The organism is Pseudomonas sp. C9 (genome assembly GCF_002000165.1).
Taxonomy (GTDB): domain Bacteria; phylum Pseudomonadota; class Gammaproteobacteria; order Pseudomonadales; family Pseudomonadaceae; genus Aquipseudomonas.
Genome location: NZ_MPAK01000001.1, coordinates 3261812 through 3281058 on the forward strand (window position 1 = coordinate 3261812; position 19247 = coordinate 3281058).

General features: G+C 61.6%; 17 protein-coding genes. 8 read left to right on the forward strand and 9 right to left on the reverse strand.

Translation table 11 applies throughout. The annotated features are described in order from the left end of the window. Window positions 1-226 precede the first annotated feature (226 nt). Window positions 227-2350 (forward strand): mechanosensitive ion channel family protein, encoded by a 2124-nt coding sequence (locus BMS17_RS15265; RefSeq protein WP_077431183.1) that lies wholly within the window; start codon window positions 227-229, stop codon window positions 2348-2350. A gap of 115 nt (window positions 2351-2465) precedes the next feature. Here the strand turns inward: BMS17_RS15265 and BMS17_RS15270 are convergent, their stop codons facing one another. Next, the gene (locus tag BMS17_RS15270) at window positions 2466-6782 is read right to left on the reverse strand and encodes a DEAD/DEAH box helicase (RefSeq protein ID WP_077431184.1); all 4317 of its coding nucleotides are present in this window, start codon (window positions 6780-6782) and stop codon (window positions 2466-2468) included. Window positions 6783-7107: 325 nt separating this feature from the next. Here BMS17_RS15270 and BMS17_RS15275 point away from each other — a divergent pair, with 325 nt between their 5' ends. Together BMS17_RS15275 and BMS17_RS15280 are read left to right on the forward strand one after the other, a co-directional pair. Beyond that, complete coding sequence (locus tag BMS17_RS15275; RefSeq protein WP_077431185.1) at window positions 7108-7992, forward strand: sugar nucleotide-binding protein; 885 nt, start codon at window positions 7108-7110, stop codon at window positions 7990-7992. Continuing rightward, window positions 7985-8914 carry an NAD-dependent epimerase/dehydratase family protein gene (locus BMS17_RS15280; RefSeq protein WP_046028808.1) on the forward strand — a complete coding sequence of 310 codons (930 nt, stop codon included), beginning with the start codon at window positions 7985-7987 and terminating at the stop codon, window positions 8912-8914. The genes BMS17_RS15275 and BMS17_RS15280 overlap by 8 nt, the downstream gene beginning before the upstream one ends. Before the next feature lie 97 nt (window positions 8915-9011). Here BMS17_RS15280 and BMS17_RS15285 read toward each other — a convergent pair whose 3' ends face one another. The 5 genes from BMS17_RS15285 to BMS17_RS15305 all read right to left on the reverse strand — a co-directional run bounded on the left by BMS17_RS15285 (window position 9012) and on the right by BMS17_RS15305 (window position 13120). After that, the gene (locus tag BMS17_RS15285; protein ID WP_046028807.1) at window positions 9012-9713 is read right to left on the reverse strand and encodes an OmpW family protein; all 702 of its coding nucleotides are present in this window, start codon (window positions 9711-9713) and stop codon (window positions 9012-9014) included. 177 nt (window positions 9714-9890) lie between these two features. Continuing rightward, window positions 9891-10409: a DUF3299 domain-containing protein gene (locus tag BMS17_RS15290; RefSeq protein ID WP_046028806.1), complete on the reverse strand. Its 519-nt coding sequence runs from the start codon at window positions 10407-10409 to the stop codon at window positions 9891-9893. Window positions 10410-10420: 11 nt separating this feature from the next. Next, window positions 10421-11686, reverse strand: coding sequence for an ABC transporter permease (locus tag BMS17_RS15295; RefSeq protein WP_077431186.1), 1266 nt, complete (start codon window positions 11684-11686; stop codon window positions 10421-10423). A 1-nt stretch (window position 11687) separates the two neighbouring features. Then, window positions 11688-12398 carry an ABC transporter ATP-binding protein gene (locus BMS17_RS15300; protein WP_027924348.1) on the reverse strand — a complete coding sequence of 237 codons (711 nt, stop codon included), beginning with the start codon at window positions 12396-12398 and terminating at the stop codon, window positions 11688-11690. Window positions 12399-12529: 131 nt separating this feature from the next. Further along, complete coding sequence (locus tag BMS17_RS15305; RefSeq protein WP_046028802.1) at window positions 12530-13120, reverse strand: DUF2796 domain-containing protein; 591 nt, start codon at window positions 13118-13120, stop codon at window positions 12530-12532. A 134-nt stretch (window positions 13121-13254) separates the two neighbouring features. Between BMS17_RS15305 and BMS17_RS15310 the strand changes: the two genes are divergently transcribed. Then, window positions 13255-13608, forward strand: a complete 354-nt coding sequence (locus BMS17_RS15310; RefSeq protein ID WP_046028799.1) for a hypothetical protein — start codon at window positions 13255-13257, stop codon at window positions 13606-13608. 63 nt (window positions 13609-13671) lie between these two features. Here the strand turns inward: BMS17_RS15310 and trxA are convergent, their stop codons facing one another. From trxA to BMS17_RS15325, 3 genes are read right to left on the reverse strand one after another with little or no spacing between them, the layout of a single operon-like run. Further along, complete coding sequence (gene trxA / locus BMS17_RS15315) at window positions 13672-14544, reverse strand: thioredoxin (RefSeq protein WP_046028797.1); 873 nt, start codon at window positions 14542-14544, stop codon at window positions 13672-13674. A gap of 39 nt (window positions 14545-14583) precedes the next feature. Beyond that, a complete protein-coding gene (locus BMS17_RS15320) occupies window positions 14584-15240 on the reverse strand; it encodes a methyltransferase (protein ID WP_046028796.1) in 657 nt (218 codons plus the stop codon). Then, window positions 15237-15701, reverse strand: coding sequence for a YbaY family lipoprotein (locus tag BMS17_RS15325; RefSeq protein ID WP_046028791.1), 465 nt, complete (start codon window positions 15699-15701; stop codon window positions 15237-15239). The genes BMS17_RS15320 and BMS17_RS15325 overlap by 4 nt, the downstream gene beginning before the upstream one ends. A 127-nt stretch (window positions 15702-15828) precedes the next feature. Between BMS17_RS15325 and nrdR the strand changes: the two genes are divergently transcribed. From nrdR to ribBA, 4 genes are read left to right on the forward strand one after another with little or no spacing between them, the layout of a single operon-like run. Next, complete coding sequence (gene nrdR / locus BMS17_RS15330) at window positions 15829-16293, forward strand: transcriptional regulator NrdR (RefSeq protein ID WP_003228656.1); 465 nt, start codon at window positions 15829-15831, stop codon at window positions 16291-16293. Next, on the forward strand, window positions 16290-17423 hold the full coding sequence (gene ribD, locus BMS17_RS15335; protein ID WP_046028789.1) for a bifunctional diaminohydroxyphosphoribosylaminopyrimidine deaminase/5-amino-6-(5-phosphoribosylamino)uracil reductase RibD: 1134 nt from the start codon (window positions 16290-16292) through the stop codon (window positions 17421-17423). Before nrdR ends, ribD begins: the two co-directional genes overlap by 4 nt. A gap of 46 nt (window positions 17424-17469) precedes the next feature. Then, on the forward strand, window positions 17470-18132 hold the full coding sequence (locus BMS17_RS15340; RefSeq protein ID WP_017341038.1) for a riboflavin synthase: 663 nt from the start codon (window positions 17470-17472) through the stop codon (window positions 18130-18132). 16 nt (window positions 18133-18148) lie between these two features. After that, on the forward strand, window positions 18149-19240 hold the full coding sequence (gene ribBA, locus BMS17_RS15345; RefSeq protein WP_007944233.1) for a bifunctional 3,4-dihydroxy-2-butanone-4-phosphate synthase/GTP cyclohydrolase II: 1092 nt from the start codon (window positions 18149-18151) through the stop codon (window positions 19238-19240). The last annotated feature ends 7 nt before the right edge of the window (window positions 19241-19247 follow it).

Here is a 19247-nt window from a genome sequence, read left to right on the forward strand (position 1 = left end):
CAACCCTGTCTTTTGATGACTGCGGGGCGAGCGAGAAAGTTTCGACGGAACTACGGACGGTACAGGCCCACAAAATAACCAACGTGGGGGCGATGTACGGCAGCAATCGGGCTGGCCCCGCATACACCGCCAGGTCTGAAACTTCCTGCCGGTCTACGCTTGTAGGCGCGGCCGAAGGCTGCGATCTTTCGTGTTCATATCGACTCACTAAAAGGAGCACCGCGTTTTGCATCCGTTCAAGACTGCGATATGGCTGGCGCTACTTCTGTTCACCACCAGCGTCGGGCTGCAAGCGGCAGCGCTGCCGGGCATGCCGGCCAGCAGCGCCGCGACGCCACCGGCTCACCCGGAACCGCTGGTCCAGGGTGGTTTGCTGGGGGCCATCAGTTCGAGCATTGATGAAGTCCAGGGCAAACTCGATCTCAACGAAGGCCTGGTCGACGCCTGGCGTCTGCGCGCAGACCGCGCGGCGGATGAAGTGGATCAACTGGTCAATCATCCATCGGCGCGTTCCAGCTGGAGTGTGGCGGGGGATTTCCTGCTGTTGTCCGGCGTGTGGGTGGGCGTCTTTGCGTTGCTCTGGCTGCTCGGCGGGTTGTTGGCCAAGCGACTGAGCGAGCACCGCTTGCTGCTCACACGAGAACGCGGCCAAGCCGTGCTCGGTTATGCATTGCCTTACAGCATTCCAGCGCTGGTCAGCCTGCCGCTGACGATTTTTGTCAGCCACTTCCTGCCCGTGTCAGCCGGGCGGGCGCTGGCGCTGTGTTTCGCCTATGCCACCAGCAGCGGGATCTTTGCCGCCTCGCTGGTCATGACGCTGGTGGTCCTGTTCAACACCGGGCACAAGCGCCGGGCGGTGCAGATCCTTCGTCAATTCAGCCCGCGACCACTGTTTGGCATCGGCTTTCTGGTCGCGATCAGCGATGCCCTGACCAGCCCGCAAATCGCCCACCAACTGGGTGGCAATCTCACCAGCAGCATCGCGGTATTGACCGGGCTGGGGGCGTCGATTTCCTTCGGTTTGCTGGTGATCAAAATGCGTCGTCCAGTCGCGCATCTGATCCGCATTCTGCCGTTGACCCAGCGTCAGAGTCAGCCTGCACTGCGCGAGACGCTGCGGATATTTTCCGGCCTGTGGTACTGGCCGATCCTGTTGATGGTGATGGTGTCGATCATGAACCTGGTCAGCATCAGCGATGACAATCAGCAGGTGTTGCGCAGTGCACTGCTCACCACGGTTCTGTTGATCGCGACGGTGTTCCTCAGCACCACGTTGCATCACCTGTTCAAGTCCCGCAGCGAGCAAGCGGTACGGCGCAGCAATGCCTATAAAGAGCGCTTCCTGAGCCTTTCTCACGCCTTGCTGCGGATCGGCATGGCAATTGTGTTCATCGACATCCTGGGACGTATCTGGGGGGTGTCACTCTTCGAGTTCGCGGTGAGCAATTCGGTCGGCCGGGCGATCAGTGATTCGCTGAGCCGCATCGGCTTGATTTTCCTGATGACCTGGATGGTCTGGGTGGTGCTCGACACGGCGATTCAGGAGGCCCTGAAACCACCGGTCAGCAAACGCTCGGCACGCCAACCGAGCACGCGGGTGAAAACCATCCTGCCGCTGCTGCGCAATGCGATCAAAATCCTGCTGGTGGTGATCTGTGCGATCACCACCATGGCCAATCTCGGGATCAATGTCGCGCCGTTTCTGGCCGGCGCCGGGGTGGTGGGGCTGGCCATCGGTTTCGGCTCCCAGCAACTGGTGCAGGATGTGATTACCGGGCTGTTCATCATCATCGAAGACACCCTGTCGATTGGCGATTGGGTGGTGCTCGATTCCGGGCATGCCGGCACGGTCGAAGGCCTGACCATCCGCACCCTGCGTCTGCGTGACGGCAAGGGCTTTGTGCACTCGGTGCCGTTCGGCCAGATCAAGGCGGTGACTAACCAGTCCCGACAGTTTGCTTATGCGTTCTTCTCGGTGCAGTTCACCTACGACACGGATGTCGACAAGGCGATTGAGTTGATTCGCGAGGCCGGGCATTCGATCAGCGACGACCCGTTTCTCAAGTACAACCTGCAAGGACCGCTCGACGTATTCGGGGTCGACAAAATGGACCTCAACGGCGTGGTGCTGACGGCGCAGTTCCGTACGGTGTCGGGTGGGCAATATGCGGTGAGCCGAGCCTTCAACCAGCGATTGAAAAAGCTTGTGGATAACAGCCCATGGGTGCATTTCGCGCAGACTTATCCACAGCAGGTTTTTATTCCCCAGCGGCAGGTGGATGAGGGAGAGGGCGGGCTGGCGCCGGAGCATTCGTCGGTGTTGCTGCCGGATCAGCCGCGTACCCAGTAGTACCAGGACAGATCGTTCCCACGCTCTGCGTGGGAATGCCTCACGGGACGCTCCGCGTCCACTCTTGAGACGCAGAGCGTCTCTGGCTGCATTCCCACGCAGAGCGTGGGAACGATCAATGCCGGATCAGTTTGTTGTGCAATTCAGCAGTCGCCTGCTGATCCAGCTCCATCCAGAAATGCTGCTTGCCGGCAATCTCCGCCGCCGCCGGCAATCCATCGCGGTACACCAACCGATTACTCGCCAACGCCGGCACTTTCACGCCCGGTAAAAGCGTGCCTGCCAGGTTCAGCGGGTCAACCCCGCACACCGCGATCAAACTGCCGTCATGCGGCCGTCGGCGTACTTCGCGTAGTAACGGGATCGCCTCGGGCAGCGCAAACTGCTCCCCCGCCAGACCACTGACAAACCGCCCTCCACGTATTTCGCCCCGTGCCTCCAGTCGGTGAAATGTGCGCAGCAATTCGCGCCAACTTGGCAGCCAATCCGCCTCACGCTCCAGCAAGCGCCAGAACACCACGCCATAGCGCCGCAGCAAGGTCATGGCGATGTGTTCCAGGGTTTCGTTGGGTGTGGGCGCCGGGCGTTTGTTATCCACAACCGGCGCGGCAGGCCCGCGTCGCAACAGGGCCCAGCGACCGGCATCGTCCATGCCGCCCACAAACGCTCCGCGCCCGCGTCGGCTGCTGCGATTCTGGCGTTTGCTGGCCGGGGTAATCAGCGCCCGCACCCCGGCGAAGCTGTCAGCGTTCACAAGCCCCGCACCGACCAATTCCTGCAAGGCGATTTCCAGTTCCGAGCGCAACAGGTGCGCTTCATGAATCAACTCATCGAAAAACAGCGCGCCATGTTGGCTGAGCGCTTCATAGACCTTTTGCGTCTTGGGCGACAACTCGCTGACCGGTGTCTGCTCGGTCAAGCTGACCCATAACCCGATCTGGCCGCGCGGCAACAACACAATGGGTGTGCTGCGCAGTGCCGTGCTGGCGCCTTTGTTGCGAGCGGTCAGGCGTGTCCAGACGAGTTTTCCGCTTCGGCACAGGTCATCCAGCCAGCCCGGCGAATAGTCTTTGATACGTCCGGGCAACATATCGCTGTCCCAGGCTGACGCAGCGGCCGGGTAGCCTTCGAACTGACTGATGATCGCCGGCAATACGGCACTGCCCTGGCCTTGAGTCGCCGCCGACAGGTGCTGCCAGTCGAACAGAAAACGCATGAAGTCCTGCAACGCCACCGGCTCGATTTCCCGACGTAGACGCTTGACCGTGTAGCGGTGAATTCGTGCCAGCAGATGCCGTTCGCACCATTGCTCCACACTGGCGCCGGGTGTGAAGCGACCGCGCAATACATAGCCTTCGCGTTCCAGTTGGGCCAAGGCCTGGGTGACTTGATTCACTGTCAATCCAAGCGGTTCGGCAATGGCGTCGAGCGGTAACGGCCCGAAGGCGCTGAGCCGCGCGCGAATCACTTCATGCATCGCTTCGTCGGGCTCCCAGACTTCATCGAAGCCGGGTAGCGCTTGCAGTGCCGGCAACAACGTGGCCTGTGGATAAATCGATTTGAAACAGGTGAGTCGCTCCAGTGCCAGCCACAACGATTGCCCGGCGTTGATCCGCAAAAGGCTGGCGCGACCGCTGTCGGCCAAGGCGTTCAGCCAATCGAGCCAGTGCGGATTGGCCTGCGCTTCCGCGTCGGTGATGCACGCCAGGCTCATCAATGCCTCGTGCATTTCATCTATGCCGGAGGGTGTCGGCCAAGCCTCATCACGCACCGCTTGAATCGCCTCGGCATCCAGCGCGCCGAGGTCGTCAGTGGATTGCGGGTCGGTCCAGCGACGGTTGAGCACCGCTTGCGTGCGACGTTCTTCCAGCGGCGCATCGTCGAGAAAAGTGTAGGGCCGGGCGCTGAGGATTTCGGCCGCCAAAGGGGAGGGCGCCGGCAAGTCACGGCTGATCAACCGCACATCGCCACGTTCCATGCGCCGCAACAACGCTAGCCAGCCGTCACTGTCCATCGCCTCGTGCAGGCAATCGTCGAGGGTTTGCTCCACCAGCGGATGGTCGGGAATTTCGCGCTCGCCGGCGAGGTTTTCCACGCAGGCAATCTGATCGGGGAAGATGCTGGCAATCAGGTCTTCGCTTTTCATCCGCTGGATCTGCGGCGGGACTTTGCGTCCGCCGCTGTAGCGCGGCAAAGCCAGGGCGACGCCGGCATTCCAGCGCCAGCGCACACCGAACAACGGCGCGTCGAGCACTGCTTGAATCAGGATGTGCTCGGCGCTGTTGCTGTGCAGGTAGCGCCAGACATCGTCGAGTTCGAAACTGTGGCTGGAGGACAGCGACAGGACAATGGCGTCTTCGCTGGCGGCGGCCTGCAATTCGAAGTTGAAGGTGCGGCAGAAGCGTTTGCGCAGGGCCAGGCCCCAGGCCCGGTTGATGCGGCTGCCGAACGGCGTGTGGATGATCAGTTGTGTACCGCCGGACTCGTCGAAAAACCGCTCCATCAGCAGCGTGTCTTGTGACGGCAGGGCGCCGAGCGTCAGGCGCGCTCGGGCGAGGTAATCCACCAGTTGCCCGGCGCTGTCGAGGTTGAGGCCGAGGGTGTCGGTCAGCCAGTCGAGGGCCGGTTGCAGATGGCCCGGTGTAGCGCCGAGCAGGTCGTCGAGGTGCGCCTGCAAGCGAGCGACGGCAAAGGACAGTTCGGCGCTGCGACCGGGCGCTTCACCGAGCCAGAACGGAATGGTCGGCGGTTGCCCCTGAGCGTCTTCGACCCGGACCTTGCCAGTGTCGACCCGCAGGATCCGGTAGGAGGTATTGCCCAGCTGGAACACATCCCCGGCAATGCTTTCCACCGCAAAGTCTTCGTTGACGCTGCCGATGTTCAGCCCTTGGGGCTCCAGCAAGACGCTGTAGTCGGCGTTGTCTGGAATAGTCCCGCCACTGGTCACGGCGGTCAGTTTGGCCCCCCGACGACCGCGTAAAGTACGGGTCACGGCGTCGCGATGCAGGTAAGCGCTGCGGATACCCTGACGACCGTTGTAACCCTCGGCAAGCATGTGCAGCAGCGCCTGATAGTGCTTTTCGTCGAGCCCGGCGTAGGGCGAGGCGTTGCGCAACATCTCCAGCAGCGCCTGTTCCGGCCATTCCTGGCAACTGACCTCGGCAATGATTTGCTGGGCGAGCACGTCCAGCGGTGCCTCGGGGATCTGCAACGTATCGAGTTCACCGCGTCGTACACAATCGAGCAGGGCGGCGCATTCGATCAGGTCGTCGCGAGTGGTGGCAAACAAACGGCCCTTGGGCGTACCGCCGACCTGGTGCCCGGAGCGGCCGACCCGTTGCAGAAGCCCTGAAATCGAGCGCGGCGAGGCGATTTGGCACACCAGGTCTACGTCGCCAATGTCGATGCCCAATTCCAGCGAAGCGGTGGCGATCAGCACTTGCAGGTCGCCGCGCTTGAGCCGTTGTTCGGCGTCCAGGCGAAACTCTTTGGCCAGGCTGCCGTGGTGGGCGGCGACGGCGTCCTTGCCCAGGCGTTCGCTCAGGTGCCGGCTCAAGCGTTCGGCAAGTCGCCGGGTGTTGACGAAAATCAGCGTGGTCCGGTGTTCGCGGGCGAGGGCGGCGAGGCGGTCATAGACCAGCTCCCACACATCATTGGCCATGACCGCCGATAGCGGCACCGGTGGCACTTCGATGTCCAGGTCCCGTGGACGGGCGTGGCCGATGTCGACGATCTCGCAAGGGCGGTCACGGCCCACCAGAAAACGCGACACCGCTTCGATGGGTTTTTGCGTGGCTGACAGACCAATGCGCACCAGCGGATCTGCGCACAGCGCCTGCAATCGCTCAAGGCTCAAGGCCAGGTGGCTGCCGCGTTTACTGGCGGCGATGGCGTGAATTTCATCGACAATGACCGTGCGCGTGGTGCCGAGCATTTTTCGGCCGGAATCGGAGCCGAGCAGCACGTAAAGGGATTCTGGCGTGGTCACCAGAATGTGCGGTGCGGTCTTGCGCATGGCCGAGCGATCTTTTTGCGGTGTATCGCCGGTGCGCACGGCGGTGTTGATCTGTAATGGGGGCAGGCCCATCACGCGCAATTGCTCGGTGATCCCGGCGAGCGGGTTTTGCAGGTTGATCTGGATGTCGTTGGACAACGCCTTGAGCGGCGAGACATAGACCACCAGGGTTTCGTCTGGCAGCCCGTCGTCGGTTTCCAGGCCCCGGTGAACCAGGTCGTCGATGACCGCGAGGAAAGCGGTGAGGGTCTTGCCGGACCCGGTGGGCGCGGCGATCAGGGTCGAGCTCCGCTGACGAATCAACGGCCACGCCCGGGCCTGGGCGGCGGTGACCGTCGGGAAGGTGCTGCTGAACCAGGCGCTGACGGCGGGGTGGAAGCCTGCCAGTGCAGCGTCCGTGGGAATGGGCAGATTCATGGGGTAATTTATGCGGGTGGGGTGGTTCAGATGCAAGTACCATTCAAGCCCTTCGCCGAGCCTGAGGGCCTCATCGCGGGCAAGCCCGCTCCCACAGTGGTTTCTGTTGTTCATAAATTTTGTATTCATAGGAGATCCCTGTGGGAGCGGGCTTGCCCGCGAAGGGGCCATCACCGGCGGCACAAATCCCGGGCATCTACACTTTACGGATGACGGTTGCGCACTAAACCCGCAAAATGCAACGATTCCGGCAACTATCAACGGCATTGCCTGCGGGCATTGTCGATAAAGCCATCGTTCCAATCAGACTGGGCCTGCTGACTCTATGCGAATGCGCCTTATGTTACTGGGCGGCGGAAATGCCCTTGGGCAGGCGCTGATTCGCCTCGGTGCGGAGGAAGACATCGGTTTCCTCGCCCCCCGCCCCCCGCAAGACGGCTGGGATGCCGCGAGCCTGACGCAACTGCTCGACGACACCCGCCCGGACGCGTTGATCAATCTCGCCTACTACTTCGACTGGTTTCAGGCAGAGACGGTCAGCGAAATGCGTCTGGCCGGGCAGGAGCGGTCGATCGAGCGTCTGGCCGAACTGTGCCAGCATCACAACATCGTTCTGCTGCAACCCTCGAGCTATCGTGTGTTTGATGGCTCGCGTGCCACCGCCTACAGCGAAAAAGATGAGCCGGTTCCTCTGGGGCTACGCGGTCAGTCACTGTGGCGCATCGAACAAAGCGTTCGCGCAACCTGTCCACAGCACGTACTGCTGCGTTTTGGCTGGTTGCTCGATGACAGCCCTGACGGCACGCTCGGGCGCTTCCTTGCACGAGCGGAAACGCCTGACGAACTGTTGTTGGCCGACGACCGCCGGGGCAACCCGACTCCGGTCGACGATGCAGCCCGGGTGATCATTTCGGTGCTCAAACAACTCGATTGTGCAGCGCCGCTGTGGGGCACCTATCATTACGCCGGGCATGAGGCGACCACGCCGCTGGCGCTGGGGCAGGCCATCCTGACTGAAGCACGCAGCCTGCATCCGTTGGCCATCGAAGCGCCGACGGCCCAGGCTCACGCCGCGCGACCGGATGCCGCCGAAGAGCCACAACACGCGGTGCTGGCCTGCAAGAAAATTTTGCACACGTTCGGGATCAAGCCCCGCGCCTGGCGCGCGGCACTCCCGGGCTTACTGGACAGGTTTTATCGCCATGGCTGACGGCCCTGTTTTTATCACCGGCGGCGCCGGTTTTATCGGTTCGCACCTGACCGATGCCTTGCTCGCCAAAGGGCATTCGGTGCGCATTCTCGATGACTTGTCCACCGGCAAACGCAGCAACCTGCCGATGGATAACCCCAACCTGGAATTGATTGTCGGTGATGTCGCCGATGCGTCGCTCGTGGCTCAGGCGATGGTCGGTTGCAGCGCGGTGGCGCACTTGGCGGCAGTGGCCTCGGTGCAAGCGTCGGTGGATGATCCGGTGAAGACTCATCAGAGCAACTTCGTCGGCTCGCTGAATGTCTGCGAAGCCATGCGCCAGGCAGGCGTCAAACGCGTGCTGTTCGCTTCCAGCGCGGCGGTCTACGGCAACAATGGCGAAGGTGAATCGATCGATGAGGACACCCCCAAGGCGCCCTTGACGCCCTACGCGTCGGACAAGTTGGCGAGTGAGCACTACTTCGATTTCTACCGCCGCCAGCATGCGCTGGAACCGGTGATTTTCCGCTTCTTCAACATTTTCGGCCCGCGTCAGGACCCGTCCTCGCCGTATTCCGGGGTGATCAGTATTTTCAGCGAGCGGGCGCAAAATGGCCTGCCGATCACTGTTTTCGGTGACGGTGAGCAGACGCGTGATTTCGTTTACGTCGAGGATCTGGTGGACCTGCTGGTGCAAGCCATCGAAATGCCGCAGGTTGAAGTCGGCGCGGTGAATGTCGGCTGGAACCAGGCGACCAGTCTCAAGCAAATGCTCGAAGCCCTTGAGACGGTGGTGGGTCAGCTGCCCCCCGTGAGCTTTGGCCCGGCACGTTCCGGCGACATCCGTCATTCGCGAGCGAGTAACCGGCGTTTGCTGGAGCGTTTTGTCGTACCCGGGCAAACACCGATGAGTGTTGGATTGGCCCGGTTGCTGGGACGATAGCCAATAGAAAAGGCGCCTGTTAAGGCGCCTTTTTTGTTGCTGATCGTTCCCACGCAGAGCATGGGAGCGATCGATTCACCACCACGTGAATGTACCTTTAGAACTTGTAGCCCAGGCCTACCATGTAGACGAACGGGTCTACATCCACGTCGACCTTGGCCCGAGTGCCCGGCGCAATCCCGTTGTTTTCCACGGTCGCAGTGGTGTCGATGTCGATGTAGCGCACCTGGGCGTTGAGCAAGATGTTGTCGGTGATCATGTAATCGGCGCCGACCTGGAACGCCATGCCCCAGGAGTTATCCGCTTCGAAGTTGCTGAAGCCCTTGGCCTGCGCTTCGCTGCCGACGTGTTCGTCGTAGATCACGGTGTAGTTGATACCGGCGCCGAGGTACGGCTGGAAAGCGGACTTCGGGTCCAGCGGGTAGTACACGACGCTCAAGGTCGGTGGCAGGTGTTTCAGAGTGCCGAGTTTACCGTTGGCCGCTGAGCCCAGGGCAGTGCCTTTGAGTTTCACGTCATGCTCGAACGGAGTGGCCGCCAACAGCTCGATCCCCCAGTGGCTGTCCAGCATGTAGGCAAAGTTCAGGCCCAGTTGCGTGTCGCTGTCCATGGTGGCCTTGCCACCCAGGTTGGTACCGGCCAACGGGCCCTGGTCGACCTTGACGCTGGAGCTGTCGGCTTTAGGGTTGACGGTGATTGCACCGGCACGAATCAGGATATCGCCTGCCTCGAAGGCGTGGGCGAGCGGGGTGGCGAGCGCGAGGGTAATCAGCGAGGCACTGAGCAAAGACTTGTGCATGGGAGGCTCCAAAGGACGTTAAAAATTTTTGATGTCCAATGGTACAAAGCTGCCTGATACGGTCTTTTGATTCAGCTCAATGAAACTGTGATGACCGGGTTTTGTGGTGAATTTGATAGCCCCATCGCGGTCAAGTCGAATCGTCGCACCCTTGTGAGTGACTCAGAATTACCGGATTCATTCGGGCAATTCATACACATAAATCTTGTCCGCTTCCATCTGATACCCGGCATCCGCCAGCTCACTGGTCGACGCCTTGACCTGCATCGCGCCCTCGATCCAGTACGGCTGATACAGCTCATCAAGCTTCACGCCGACTTCGCTTTTTACATGCACGATCTGGTTTGACGGTGGTGGCGGCACATGGATGCAGGCGCCGAAATACGGCACCAGCAAAAACTCGGTGGTACGCCCGTCTTCACCGACTTCCAGCGGCACGATGTAGCCCGGCAGGCGAATGTTCTGGCCATCAAGGCTGTTCACCACCGGCGCATTGGGCATGTCCTGCTTGGCGGCGGGCGCTGACTCGGCAGACAGCGTGCTGCTCATCTGCGACAAGTCGTGCAGCGGCGTCATGTTCGGCACTTCCGGCGCGGCGTCCGGCGGGATCATTTCCGACCAGGTCAGGTCTTTCGGCTCGGCCGCCCACAGGGGCAGGGCGACCAGCATCAGCAGCGCAAGCAAGGCGCGGGGCATGTTCAACGTCCTCATAGTCGGATCGACAGGCCATCGGCCAACGATTGGCGATACGCGCGCCAGGCCGGCACGCTGCCCATCAACAAAGCGGCGATCAGGATGCCACCGAGCAGCGTCCATTCATACTCGCTCGGCCACGCCAGCGGCAGGTACAAACCGTAATTGGCTTGCACGTAACCCTGGGCGGCGGCGATGCACACATACAGCAGCGCCACGCCGGCAATCACCCCGGACAGCGCCAAGGCAAAGGCCTCGAGCACCAGCAAGGTCGCGATGTGCCAAGGCCGGGCGCCGACCGAGCGCAGAATCGCCATCTCGCGGCGACGTTCATTCAGGCTGGTGAGAATCGCCGTGAGCATGCCGATCAACCCGGTCAGCACCACGAACAGTGAAACCACGAACAAGGCTTTTTCCGCCGTGCTCATCAAACTCCACAGCTCTTGAAGCGCCACGCCGGGCAGGATCGCCAGCATCGGTTCACCACGGAATTCGTTGATTTCACGTTGCAACGCAAAGGTCGAAATCTTGCTGTTGAGGCCGAGCATGAACGCGGTGATCGCTTGCGGCGTGAGGTCCATGTTGCGTGCCTGATCGGCACTGATTCGGCCTTTTCCTTGCGCCGGCACGCCGTTGTGCCAGTCGACATGGATCGCCTCCATGCCGCCAAGGCTGATGTGCAACGTGCGGTCCACGGGCGTGCCAGTGCGTTTGAGGATGCCGACCACGGTGAACGGTTTGTCGTCGTGCTTGACCAGGCTGATCACCGCCACGCCGTGGGCCAACACCAGTTTGTCGCCGAGTTTGTAGTGCAGCGCATCCGCGACTTCGGCGCCGAGTACTACTTCAAACGGGTCGGTGGCGAAAGCGCGGCCGTCGGCCAGTTCCAGGTGTTGCTGATGGCCGTACTGGTAATGCTCGAAGTACGCCTCGGTGGTGCCCATCACCCGGTAGCCGCGATGGGAGTCGCCGAGGGACATTGGAATCGCCCACTTCACTTTCGGGTTGTTGGCGAAGTGTTCGAAACTGTCCCAGCGAATATTGTTGGTGGCATTGCCGATGCGAAACACCGAGTAGAGCAACAGGTTCACCGAACCGGAGCGCGCGCCGACGATCAGGTCGGTGCCGCTGATGGTGCTGGCAAAACTGGCTTTGGCTTCGGTGCGCACGCGCTCGACCGCCAACAGCAGGCACACCGACAGGGCGATGGCGAACGCGGTGAGAATCGCGGTGAAGCGCCGGTTAGCCAGACTGGCCATGGCTAGACGAAACAAATACATCTCAGACCTCGGACGGGGTGGCGGCGCGATTGAGCTCGGCCAGCGACAGGTTGCGATCGAACAGCGGCGCGAGGCTCTGGTCGTGGCTGACAAACAACAGGCTCGACCCGGCTTCTCGGCATTCGGCGAACAACAGGCGAATGAAGTTTTCCCGGGCGTCGTAGTCCAGCGCCGACGTCGGCTCATCGGCGATGACCAGTTCCGGCTGGCCGATCAGCGCTCGTGCCGCGGCCACGCGTTGTTGCTGACCGATGGACAGCGAGTCGGCGCGGCGGCTGAGGATGCTTTCATCCTTCAAACCCAAATGGGCGAGGAGGGTGGCCGCGGCCTGATCGACGCTGCCGTGGCGCTGTTTCGCCCGTTCGGCGCGCAATTTGGAGAAGTGGCAGGGCAGTTCGACGTTCTCGCGCACCGACAGGAATGGCAGCAAATTGAATTGCTGGAAGATGTAACCGGTGTGGTCGACGCGGAAGCGGTCGCGGGCGCCGGCACCGAGTTCGGTCAATTCCTGGCCGAGCAGGCGAATGCTGCCGCGATCAGGTTTCTGCACGCCACCGAGCAGGCCCAGCAGAGTGGTTTTGCCACTGCCGCTCGGGCCTTTGAGGAACAGGGTTTCGCCAGGCTCCAGGCGAAACGCCGGGATGTCCAGCAACGGCGGGTGACCGGGCCAGCTGAAGCCCAGGTCGGACAGTTCGATGAGTGCTTGGGTCATAGCGCCGATTTCATGGGTGTTGATGATCTGTAGGTGCATGGCTTGTCCGCGATGAACGATGACGCGGTCTAATCGAAACCTGCGGCGTCTTTATCGCGGGCAAGCCTTGCTCCTACAGGATCGGGGTGGATTCAGAATTTCAGGGGCGCCGTCTTCGCAGTTACTTCGACGCCTTGCTGGCCGCTCGGGCTGATCAGTTGTACCTGAATTTTCTGGGTCGCCGGGAACGTGTTGAAAATAGTTGCCAGGTCGAGGTGCTTCAGTGCGCCCGGAGCTGCGCAGGTGAATTGGTAATGAGCGTGGATCTCGCTGTGGTCGTGATGATGTTCATGACCGTCCTTGTCCGTTTCATCTTCGTCGTGATCATCATCGGCGTCGGGTTTGTCGCCGAACAACGGGCTTTCCAGTTCCTGCATGGCGACTACGCAACCGGCGGCTTTCGGCAGATTGAACAGCGCCAGCGGTTTCTCCAACTGTGCCCGGGCCGCAGCGACCTTGGCTTTATCGGCGTCGGTGATGGCCGCGTGTTCGAAGCCCACCAGGTTCATCGCCGGGCTCTCCAGTTCAAGCTCCAGGGTCTGGCCGTCCAGCGCCGCGTTCAAGCGCGCGACACCATGTTCGTGAGCGCCAAGGCTGCCGTGCTCGTGATCATGCTCCTCGGCGGCGTGGGCGGCGGCCAATGGCAACAAGGCAAACGGCAAAGCGAGCAGCAGACGGTGCATGGTGGGTCTCCGGCAGTAAGATGAATAATTTGTTATGTAATCCTATAACGTAAGCGTGGAGAGTTTGACCGCCTGCTTGGCGTTGCACAAGTCCCATGGGAGCATGCAAGTCAGAAATGTGCAGGAGCAGACTCATGTTGCGAATACGCGGAAGCATCGGCGACTGGCCGGTGGATTTGACGCTGGAGATGGATGACGGTGATTGGGCACGGCTCGGTGCGCAGTTGCAGGTGAGCAAGCCCGAGGCTAGCGCGGCTGCGGCCAAACCACTGAATCAGGATGATGCGCTGTGGCAGATCGCCAAGGACTTGTTGCGCAAGGCCGGACAAATGAGCGGGCCGGAACTGCTCGAACAACTGGAAGGGCTGACCGGTAGTGCGGCGTCGGGCAAACGCCTGTTGGTGCGCTTGCGCCATAGTGCCGATGTGAAGGTGTCGAGCGGCGGGGATACGCCGCTCTACAGCTGGCAAGCGCCAGGTAGGAGCTGAGCTTGCTCGCGAGGGCGAACTTTAGGACGCCATCGCCGGCAAGCCGTGCTCCTACAAGGTGACTTAATACAGCGCGGCAAACAGTTTGCGACGGTACGTAGTCACCAGCGGGTGGTCATTGCCCAGCAGTTCGAACACTTGCAGCAAGGTCTTGTGCGGCAAGCCTTCGCTGTAGCTGCGATTGCGGATGAACAGCTTGAGCAACGCATCCAGGGCCGCTTCGTACTGCTGGCGAGCCAATTGCTGAACCGCCAGCTGATACACGGCTTCATCATCCAGCGGGTTTTTCGCCAGCCGTGCTTTCAGGTCCGCCGCATCCGGCAGGTCCTTGGCCTGGCCGAGAAACTGGATCTGCGCCTTGGCGCCGGCCAGGGCCGCTTTGTGTTCATCGCTCTTGACCGCGTCGAGCACGGTTTGCGCTTCACCCAACTCGCCACGCTCGGTGAGGCAGCGGGCGTAGAGGATCAGTGCTTTGGCATTGGTGTTGTCTTCGCCCAGCAGCACTTTGAGCACGGCTTCGGCGTCGGCGAAACGACTGTCATCGAACAACGCCTGAGCCTGCTCGAACGGGTCGGTGGCGGCCGGAGGCGGCATTTGTACGTGAGGCTCAAGCATCGTGCGCACGGCGGATTCCGGTTGCGCACCGGCAAAACCGTCAACCGGTTGGCCATCCTTGAACAGCACCACGGTCGGCAGGCTGCGAATACCGAAACGGGCAACGATGTCTTGTTCCAGGTCGCAGTTGACCTTGGCCAGCAGCAACTCGCCCTGATAGCTTTCGGCGATGGTCTGCAGCATCGGCATCAGCACTTTGCAGGGCGCACACCATTCGGCCCAGAAATCCACCAGCACCGGTTTGTGGAAGGAGTTCTCGATCACCGACTGGTCGAAATCGGCAGTCGTGGCGTCGAAGATGTACGGCGTTTCCTGACTCATGGGGGATCTCGTAAAAGCGTGAATGGGGCAACTATAAGGCTAGGCACGCCGCGCGTGGTAGAGGCTCACATGCCGAAACTCTTCGGGTTCGGCCAGATCCGGCAGGGTCATCGCTTCCAGCATTTCGATGCGTTGATACAACGGGTGGCGAAAATCCCTGACACGCGAGTCGGCCACCAGCGCCTCATTGCCGCGCGTTAAAAACTCATCGAGCAAGGGCAAATTCGCCCGGTCGTACAGCACGTCCGCTACCAGAATCAGATCGAACCGGTCGGCCTCGGCGAAAAAATCTGCCGAATAGTTGAGCTGTACGTCATTGAGTTCGGCATTCGCCCGGCACGCGGCAATGGCCAGCGGATCGAGATCACAGGCCACAACTTCGAGGGCGCCGGCTTTCACCGCGGCAATTCCCGCGATACCCGAACCCGCGCCGAAGTCCAGTACCCGCTTGCCTTTGACCCACTCGGGGAATTCGACGAGATAGCGCGCCACCGCCAGGCCGCTGGCCCAGCAGAAACTCCAGTACGGCGGCTCATGCAGAATCCGTCGGGTTTCTTCAGGGCTGAACGCACGGTCCATGTTGTCGCCGTCGATCAGCCAGAGCTTCAGGTCGGTATCGGGCAATGCAACAGGGACAAGCTGCGCATCACCCAGCAGTTCACCCAAGGCCTGTTGCAGGTCGAGCGGTGCAATCATGGTGCTTTGACAAATTGCAGCTGACCCAGTGCCTGTGTCGTTGGCTGCGAAATGACCTGCGACGGCAGATGCAAAATCAGCTGGCCGGACTGGCTGGCGCGGCCGCGCAGTTCAACGCGGGCACCGCTCGGGAAGGAGTCCGGGTTGAAGCGTAAATGAAACGGCAACACTTGATTGGTGCCGATCAGGCTGGAACTGGCGAGCAATTGCTGCGGGCGATCTTTCTCGTCGATCACCAGCAACGCCAGTTCGACTTCGGCGCCGGCCGGCACGCCTTGCAGGGTGCCGCTCAACTCGCGTTGATACGCCGGCAGCGGTCCGAGGTTGGCCGACTCCTGCGCTTTTTTCTGCGCAGCTTGCGGTGCCGGGCCGGGTGTCGGTGGCTGGGGCTTGGGCGCATCGCTGCCGCAGGCCACCAGCAGGCTGAAAAGACTGAGCAAAACGAGCGGTCTTAAGGACATTTATGGCTCCAGCAAGATGAAATCCATGGATCAAGCGCTATAGCCGACTGTATACCGCAAACCCTATGGCTTGTCTTGCCACCGGGATGCGCTACCATGGCCCTCCCTTTTTTTGTTGCCTGCCACCATGCACTGTCCCTTCTGCGGTGCCAACGACACCAAGGTCATCGACTCGCGTCTGGTCGCCGAGGGCGAACAGGTGCGCCGCCGGCGTGAATGCCTGGCCTGCGGCGAGCGTTTCACGACGTTTGAGACCGCCGAACTGGTGTTGCCGCGCCTGATCAAAACCGACGGCAGTCGCCAGCCGTTCGACGAAGAAAAACTGCGTGCCGGTATGCAGCGCGCGCTGGAGAAGCGCCCGGTGAGTGTCGAGCGCCTCGAATCGTCGCTGGTGCACATCAAACACAAACTGCGCGCCACTGGCGAACGCGAGGTCAAATCCCTCGTGGTCGGTGAACTGGTGATGGCCGAGCTGCAAAAGCTCGACGAAGTCGCCTATATCCGCTTCGCTTCGGTGTATCGCCGCTTCCAGGACCTCAACGAGTTCCGCGAAGAGATCGATCGCCTGGCCCGTGAGCCGGTGAAAGAATGAGCACACCCGCCGAACTCGCCATCCTCGACGCCCATTACATGGCCCGCGCGCTGGAACTGGCGCGCAAAGGTCATTACACGACGCATCCCAACCCGCGGGTCGGCTGTGTGATTGTGCGTGACGGGCAGATTGTCGGTGAAGGCTGGCATGAGCGCGCCGGTGAGCCTCACGCCGAAGTCCACGCCTTGCGCGCCGCCGGTGAATTGGCCCGGGGCGCCACGGCCTACGTGACACTTGAGCCTTGCAGCCATCACGGCCGCACGCCGCCCTGCGCCGATGCGCTGGTGACTGCCGGGGTTGCCCGTGTGGTCGCGGCGATGCAGGACCCGAACCCGGACGTCGCCGGTCGCGGTCTGCAACGTCTGGCCCAAGCCGGTATCGCCGCCGAAAGCGGCGTGCTGGAAGGCGAAGCGCGCAAGCTCAACGAAGGCTTCCTTAAGCGCATGGAACACGGCTTGCCGTTCGTGCGGGTCAAGTTGGCCATGAGCCTGGACGGTCGCACCGCGATGGAAAGCGGCGAGAGCCAGTGGATCACCGGTCCCGCCGCGCGTTCCGCGGTGCAGCGGCTGCGTGCCCAGGCCAGCGTGGTGCTGACCGGCGCCGACACGGTACTGGCGGACAACGCCCGTCTGACCGTGCGCGCTGACGAGTTGGGCCTGGATGCGCAGCAAACCGCGTTGGCCATGAGCCGTCCGCCGCTGCGCGTATTGATCGATGGTCGCCTGCGGGTGCCGCTGGATGCGCCGTTCTTCAAGGCCGGCCCGGCGCTGGTCGCCACCTGCGTGGCAGTGGAAGAACAGTACGCCAACGGCCCGGAATGCCTGATCGTGCCCGGCTACGATGGTCAGGTCGATCTGCGGCAATTGCTGGTCGAGCTCGCCGCCCGTGGCGTCAATGAGGTGTTGGTCGAAGCCGGCCCGCGCCTGGCGGGCGCATTCGCTCAGCAAGGCCTGGTGGATGAGTTCCAGATTTTCATCGCCGGCAAGTTTCTGGGTTCTTCGGCGCGACCGCTGCTCGACTGGCCGCTCGCGCAAATGAAGGATGCGCCCGAGCTTAAAATCACCGAAATTCGCGCGGTTGGCGATGACTGGCGGGTCACAGCCATTCCTTCGCCAGCCGCGAGCGTATAATTCCTGGCCGCAGCCTAGCGACGGCTTTGTTCTCGAGGAGGACTCCATGTTTACCGGCATTATCGAATCCATCGGCAGTATTCGTGCATTGACCCCAAAAGGCGGAGATGTGCGGGTCCACGTAGAAACCGGCAAGCTCGACCTGAGCGACGTCAAGCTGGGTGACAGCATCGCGGTCAACGGCGTGTGCCTGACGGCGGTTGAACTGCCGGGCAACGGCTTTGCCGCCGACGTCAGCCGCGAAACCCTCGACTGCACCGCCATGAACGACCTTAAAAGCGGCAGCCCGGTGAACCTGGAAAAAGCCCTGACCCCGACCACTCGCCTCGGCGGGCATCTGGTCAGCGGTCACGTCGATGGCGTGGGTGAAGTGGTTGCCCGCACCGAAAACGCGCGTGCCGTGGAATTCCGCATCCGTGCGCCGAAAGAACTGGCCAAGTACATCGCCCATAAAGGCTCGATCACCGTCGACGGCACCAGCCTGACCGTGAACGCGGTCGATGGCGCCGAATTTATGCTGACGATCATCCCGCATACCCTGAGCGAAACCATCATGGCGTCGTACCAGCCAGGTCGCCGGGTGAATCTGGAAGTCGACTTGCTGGCACGTTACCTGGAGCGTCTGTTGCTGGGTGACAAGGCCGCAGAACCGACTTCCAGTAACATTACCGAAAGCTTTCTGGCCGCCAACGGCTACCTCAAATCCTGACTCAAGGGGGTGCCTTGTGGCGCTCAATAGCATCGAAGAACTGGTTGAAGACATCCGCCAAGGCAAGATGGTCATCCTCATGGATGACGAAGACCGCGAGAACGAAGGCGACCTGATCATGGCCGCCGAGTGCTGCAAGCCCGAGCACATCAACTTCATGGCCAAGCACGCCCGTGGCTTGATCTGCATGCCGATGAGCCGCGAGCGTTGCGAGCTGCTCAAGCTGCCGCTGATGGCGCCACGCAATGGTTCCGGTTTCGGCACCAAGTTCACCGTCTCCATCGAAGCCGCCGAAGGCGTGACCACCGGCATCTCCGCTGCCGATCGTGCGCGCACCGTGCAAGCCGCTGCCGCCAAAGACGCCAAGGCTGAAGACATCGTCAGCCCGGGTCACATCTTCCCGCTGATGGCCCAGGCCGGCGGCACCCTCGCTCGCGCAGGCCACACTGAAGCGGCCTGTGACCTGGCGCGCATGGCCGGTTTCGAGCCGAGCGGCGTGATCTGCGAAGTGATGAACGACGACGGCACCATGTCCCGTCGTGCTGAACTGGAAGCGTTCGCCGCTGAACACGACATCAAGATCGGCACCATCGCTGACCTGATCCACTACCGGATGATCCACGAACGTACCGTTCAGCGGATTGCCGAGCAGCCACTGGACAGCGAACTGGGCCAATTCAACCTGGTGACCTATCGTGATTCCGTGGAAGGCGACGTGCACATGGCACTGACCCTGGGCACTGTCTGCGCCGAAGAGCCAACGCTGGTTCGGGTGCACAACATGGACCCGCTGCGCGACCTGTTGATGGTCAAGCAACCGGGCCGCTGGAGCCTGCGCGCCGCCATGGCCGCGGTTGCCGAGGCTGGCAGCGGCGTGGTGCTGTTGCTCGGTCACCCGCTGGATGGCGACGTGTTGCTGGCGCACATCCGCGAAACCGCTGACCAGGCGGCGGTGAAAAAACCGACCACCTACAGCATCGTCGGTGCCGGTTCGCAGATCCTTCGGGACTTGGGCGTGCGCAAAATGCGTCTGATGAGTGCGCCAATGAAATTTAATGCGATATCCGGTTTCGATCTGGAAGTTGTAGAATACGTGCCCTCCGAATAATGACCGG

Coding starts and splice junctions, on each gene's coding strand:
- BMS17_RS15320 (WP_046028796.1), bottom strand. CDS start 15,240: ATGATTGCACCGCTCGACCTGCAACAGGCCTTGGGTGAACTGCTGGGT.
- BMS17_RS15295 (WP_077431186.1), bottom strand. CDS start 11,686: ATGTATTTGTTTCGTCTAGCCATGGCCAGTCTGGCTAACCGGCGCTTC.
- BMS17_RS15310 (WP_046028799.1), top strand. CDS start 13,255: ATGTTGCGAATACGCGGAAGCATCGGCGACTGGCCGGTGGATTTGACG.
- ribD (WP_046028789.1), top strand. CDS start 16,290: ATGAGCACACCCGCCGAACTCGCCATCCTCGACGCCCATTACATGGCC.
- BMS17_RS15325 (WP_046028791.1), bottom strand. CDS start 15,701: ATGTCCTTAAGACCGCTCGTTTTGCTCAGTCTTTTCAGCCTGCTGGTG.
- BMS17_RS15285 (WP_046028807.1), bottom strand. CDS start 9,713: ATGCACAAGTCTTTGCTCAGTGCCTCGCTGATTACCCTCGCGCTCGCC.
- BMS17_RS15305 (WP_046028802.1), bottom strand. CDS start 13,120: ATGCACCGTCTGCTGCTCGCTTTGCCGTTTGCCTTGTTGCCATTGGCC.
- trxA (WP_046028797.1), bottom strand. CDS start 14,544: ATGAGTCAGGAAACGCCGTACATCTTCGACGCCACGACTGCCGATTTC.
- BMS17_RS15340 (WP_017341038.1), top strand. CDS start 17,470: ATGTTTACCGGCATTATCGAATCCATCGGCAGTATTCGTGCATTGACC.
- BMS17_RS15270 (WP_077431184.1), bottom strand. CDS start 6,782: ATGAATCTGCCCATTCCCACGGACGCTGCACTGGCAGGCTTCCACCCC.
- BMS17_RS15290 (WP_046028806.1), bottom strand. CDS start 10,409: ATGCCCCGCGCCTTGCTTGCGCTGCTGATGCTGGTCGCCCTGCCCCTG.
- nrdR (WP_003228656.1), top strand. CDS start 15,829: ATGCACTGTCCCTTCTGCGGTGCCAACGACACCAAGGTCATCGACTCG.
- BMS17_RS15300 (WP_027924348.1), bottom strand. CDS start 12,398: ATGACCCAAGCACTCATCGAACTGTCCGACCTGGGCTTCAGCTGGCCC.
- BMS17_RS15275 (WP_077431185.1), top strand. CDS start 7,108: ATGCGAATGCGCCTTATGTTACTGGGCGGCGGAAATGCCCTTGGGCAG.
- BMS17_RS15280 (WP_046028808.1), top strand. CDS start 7,985: ATGGCTGACGGCCCTGTTTTTATCACCGGCGGCGCCGGTTTTATCGGT.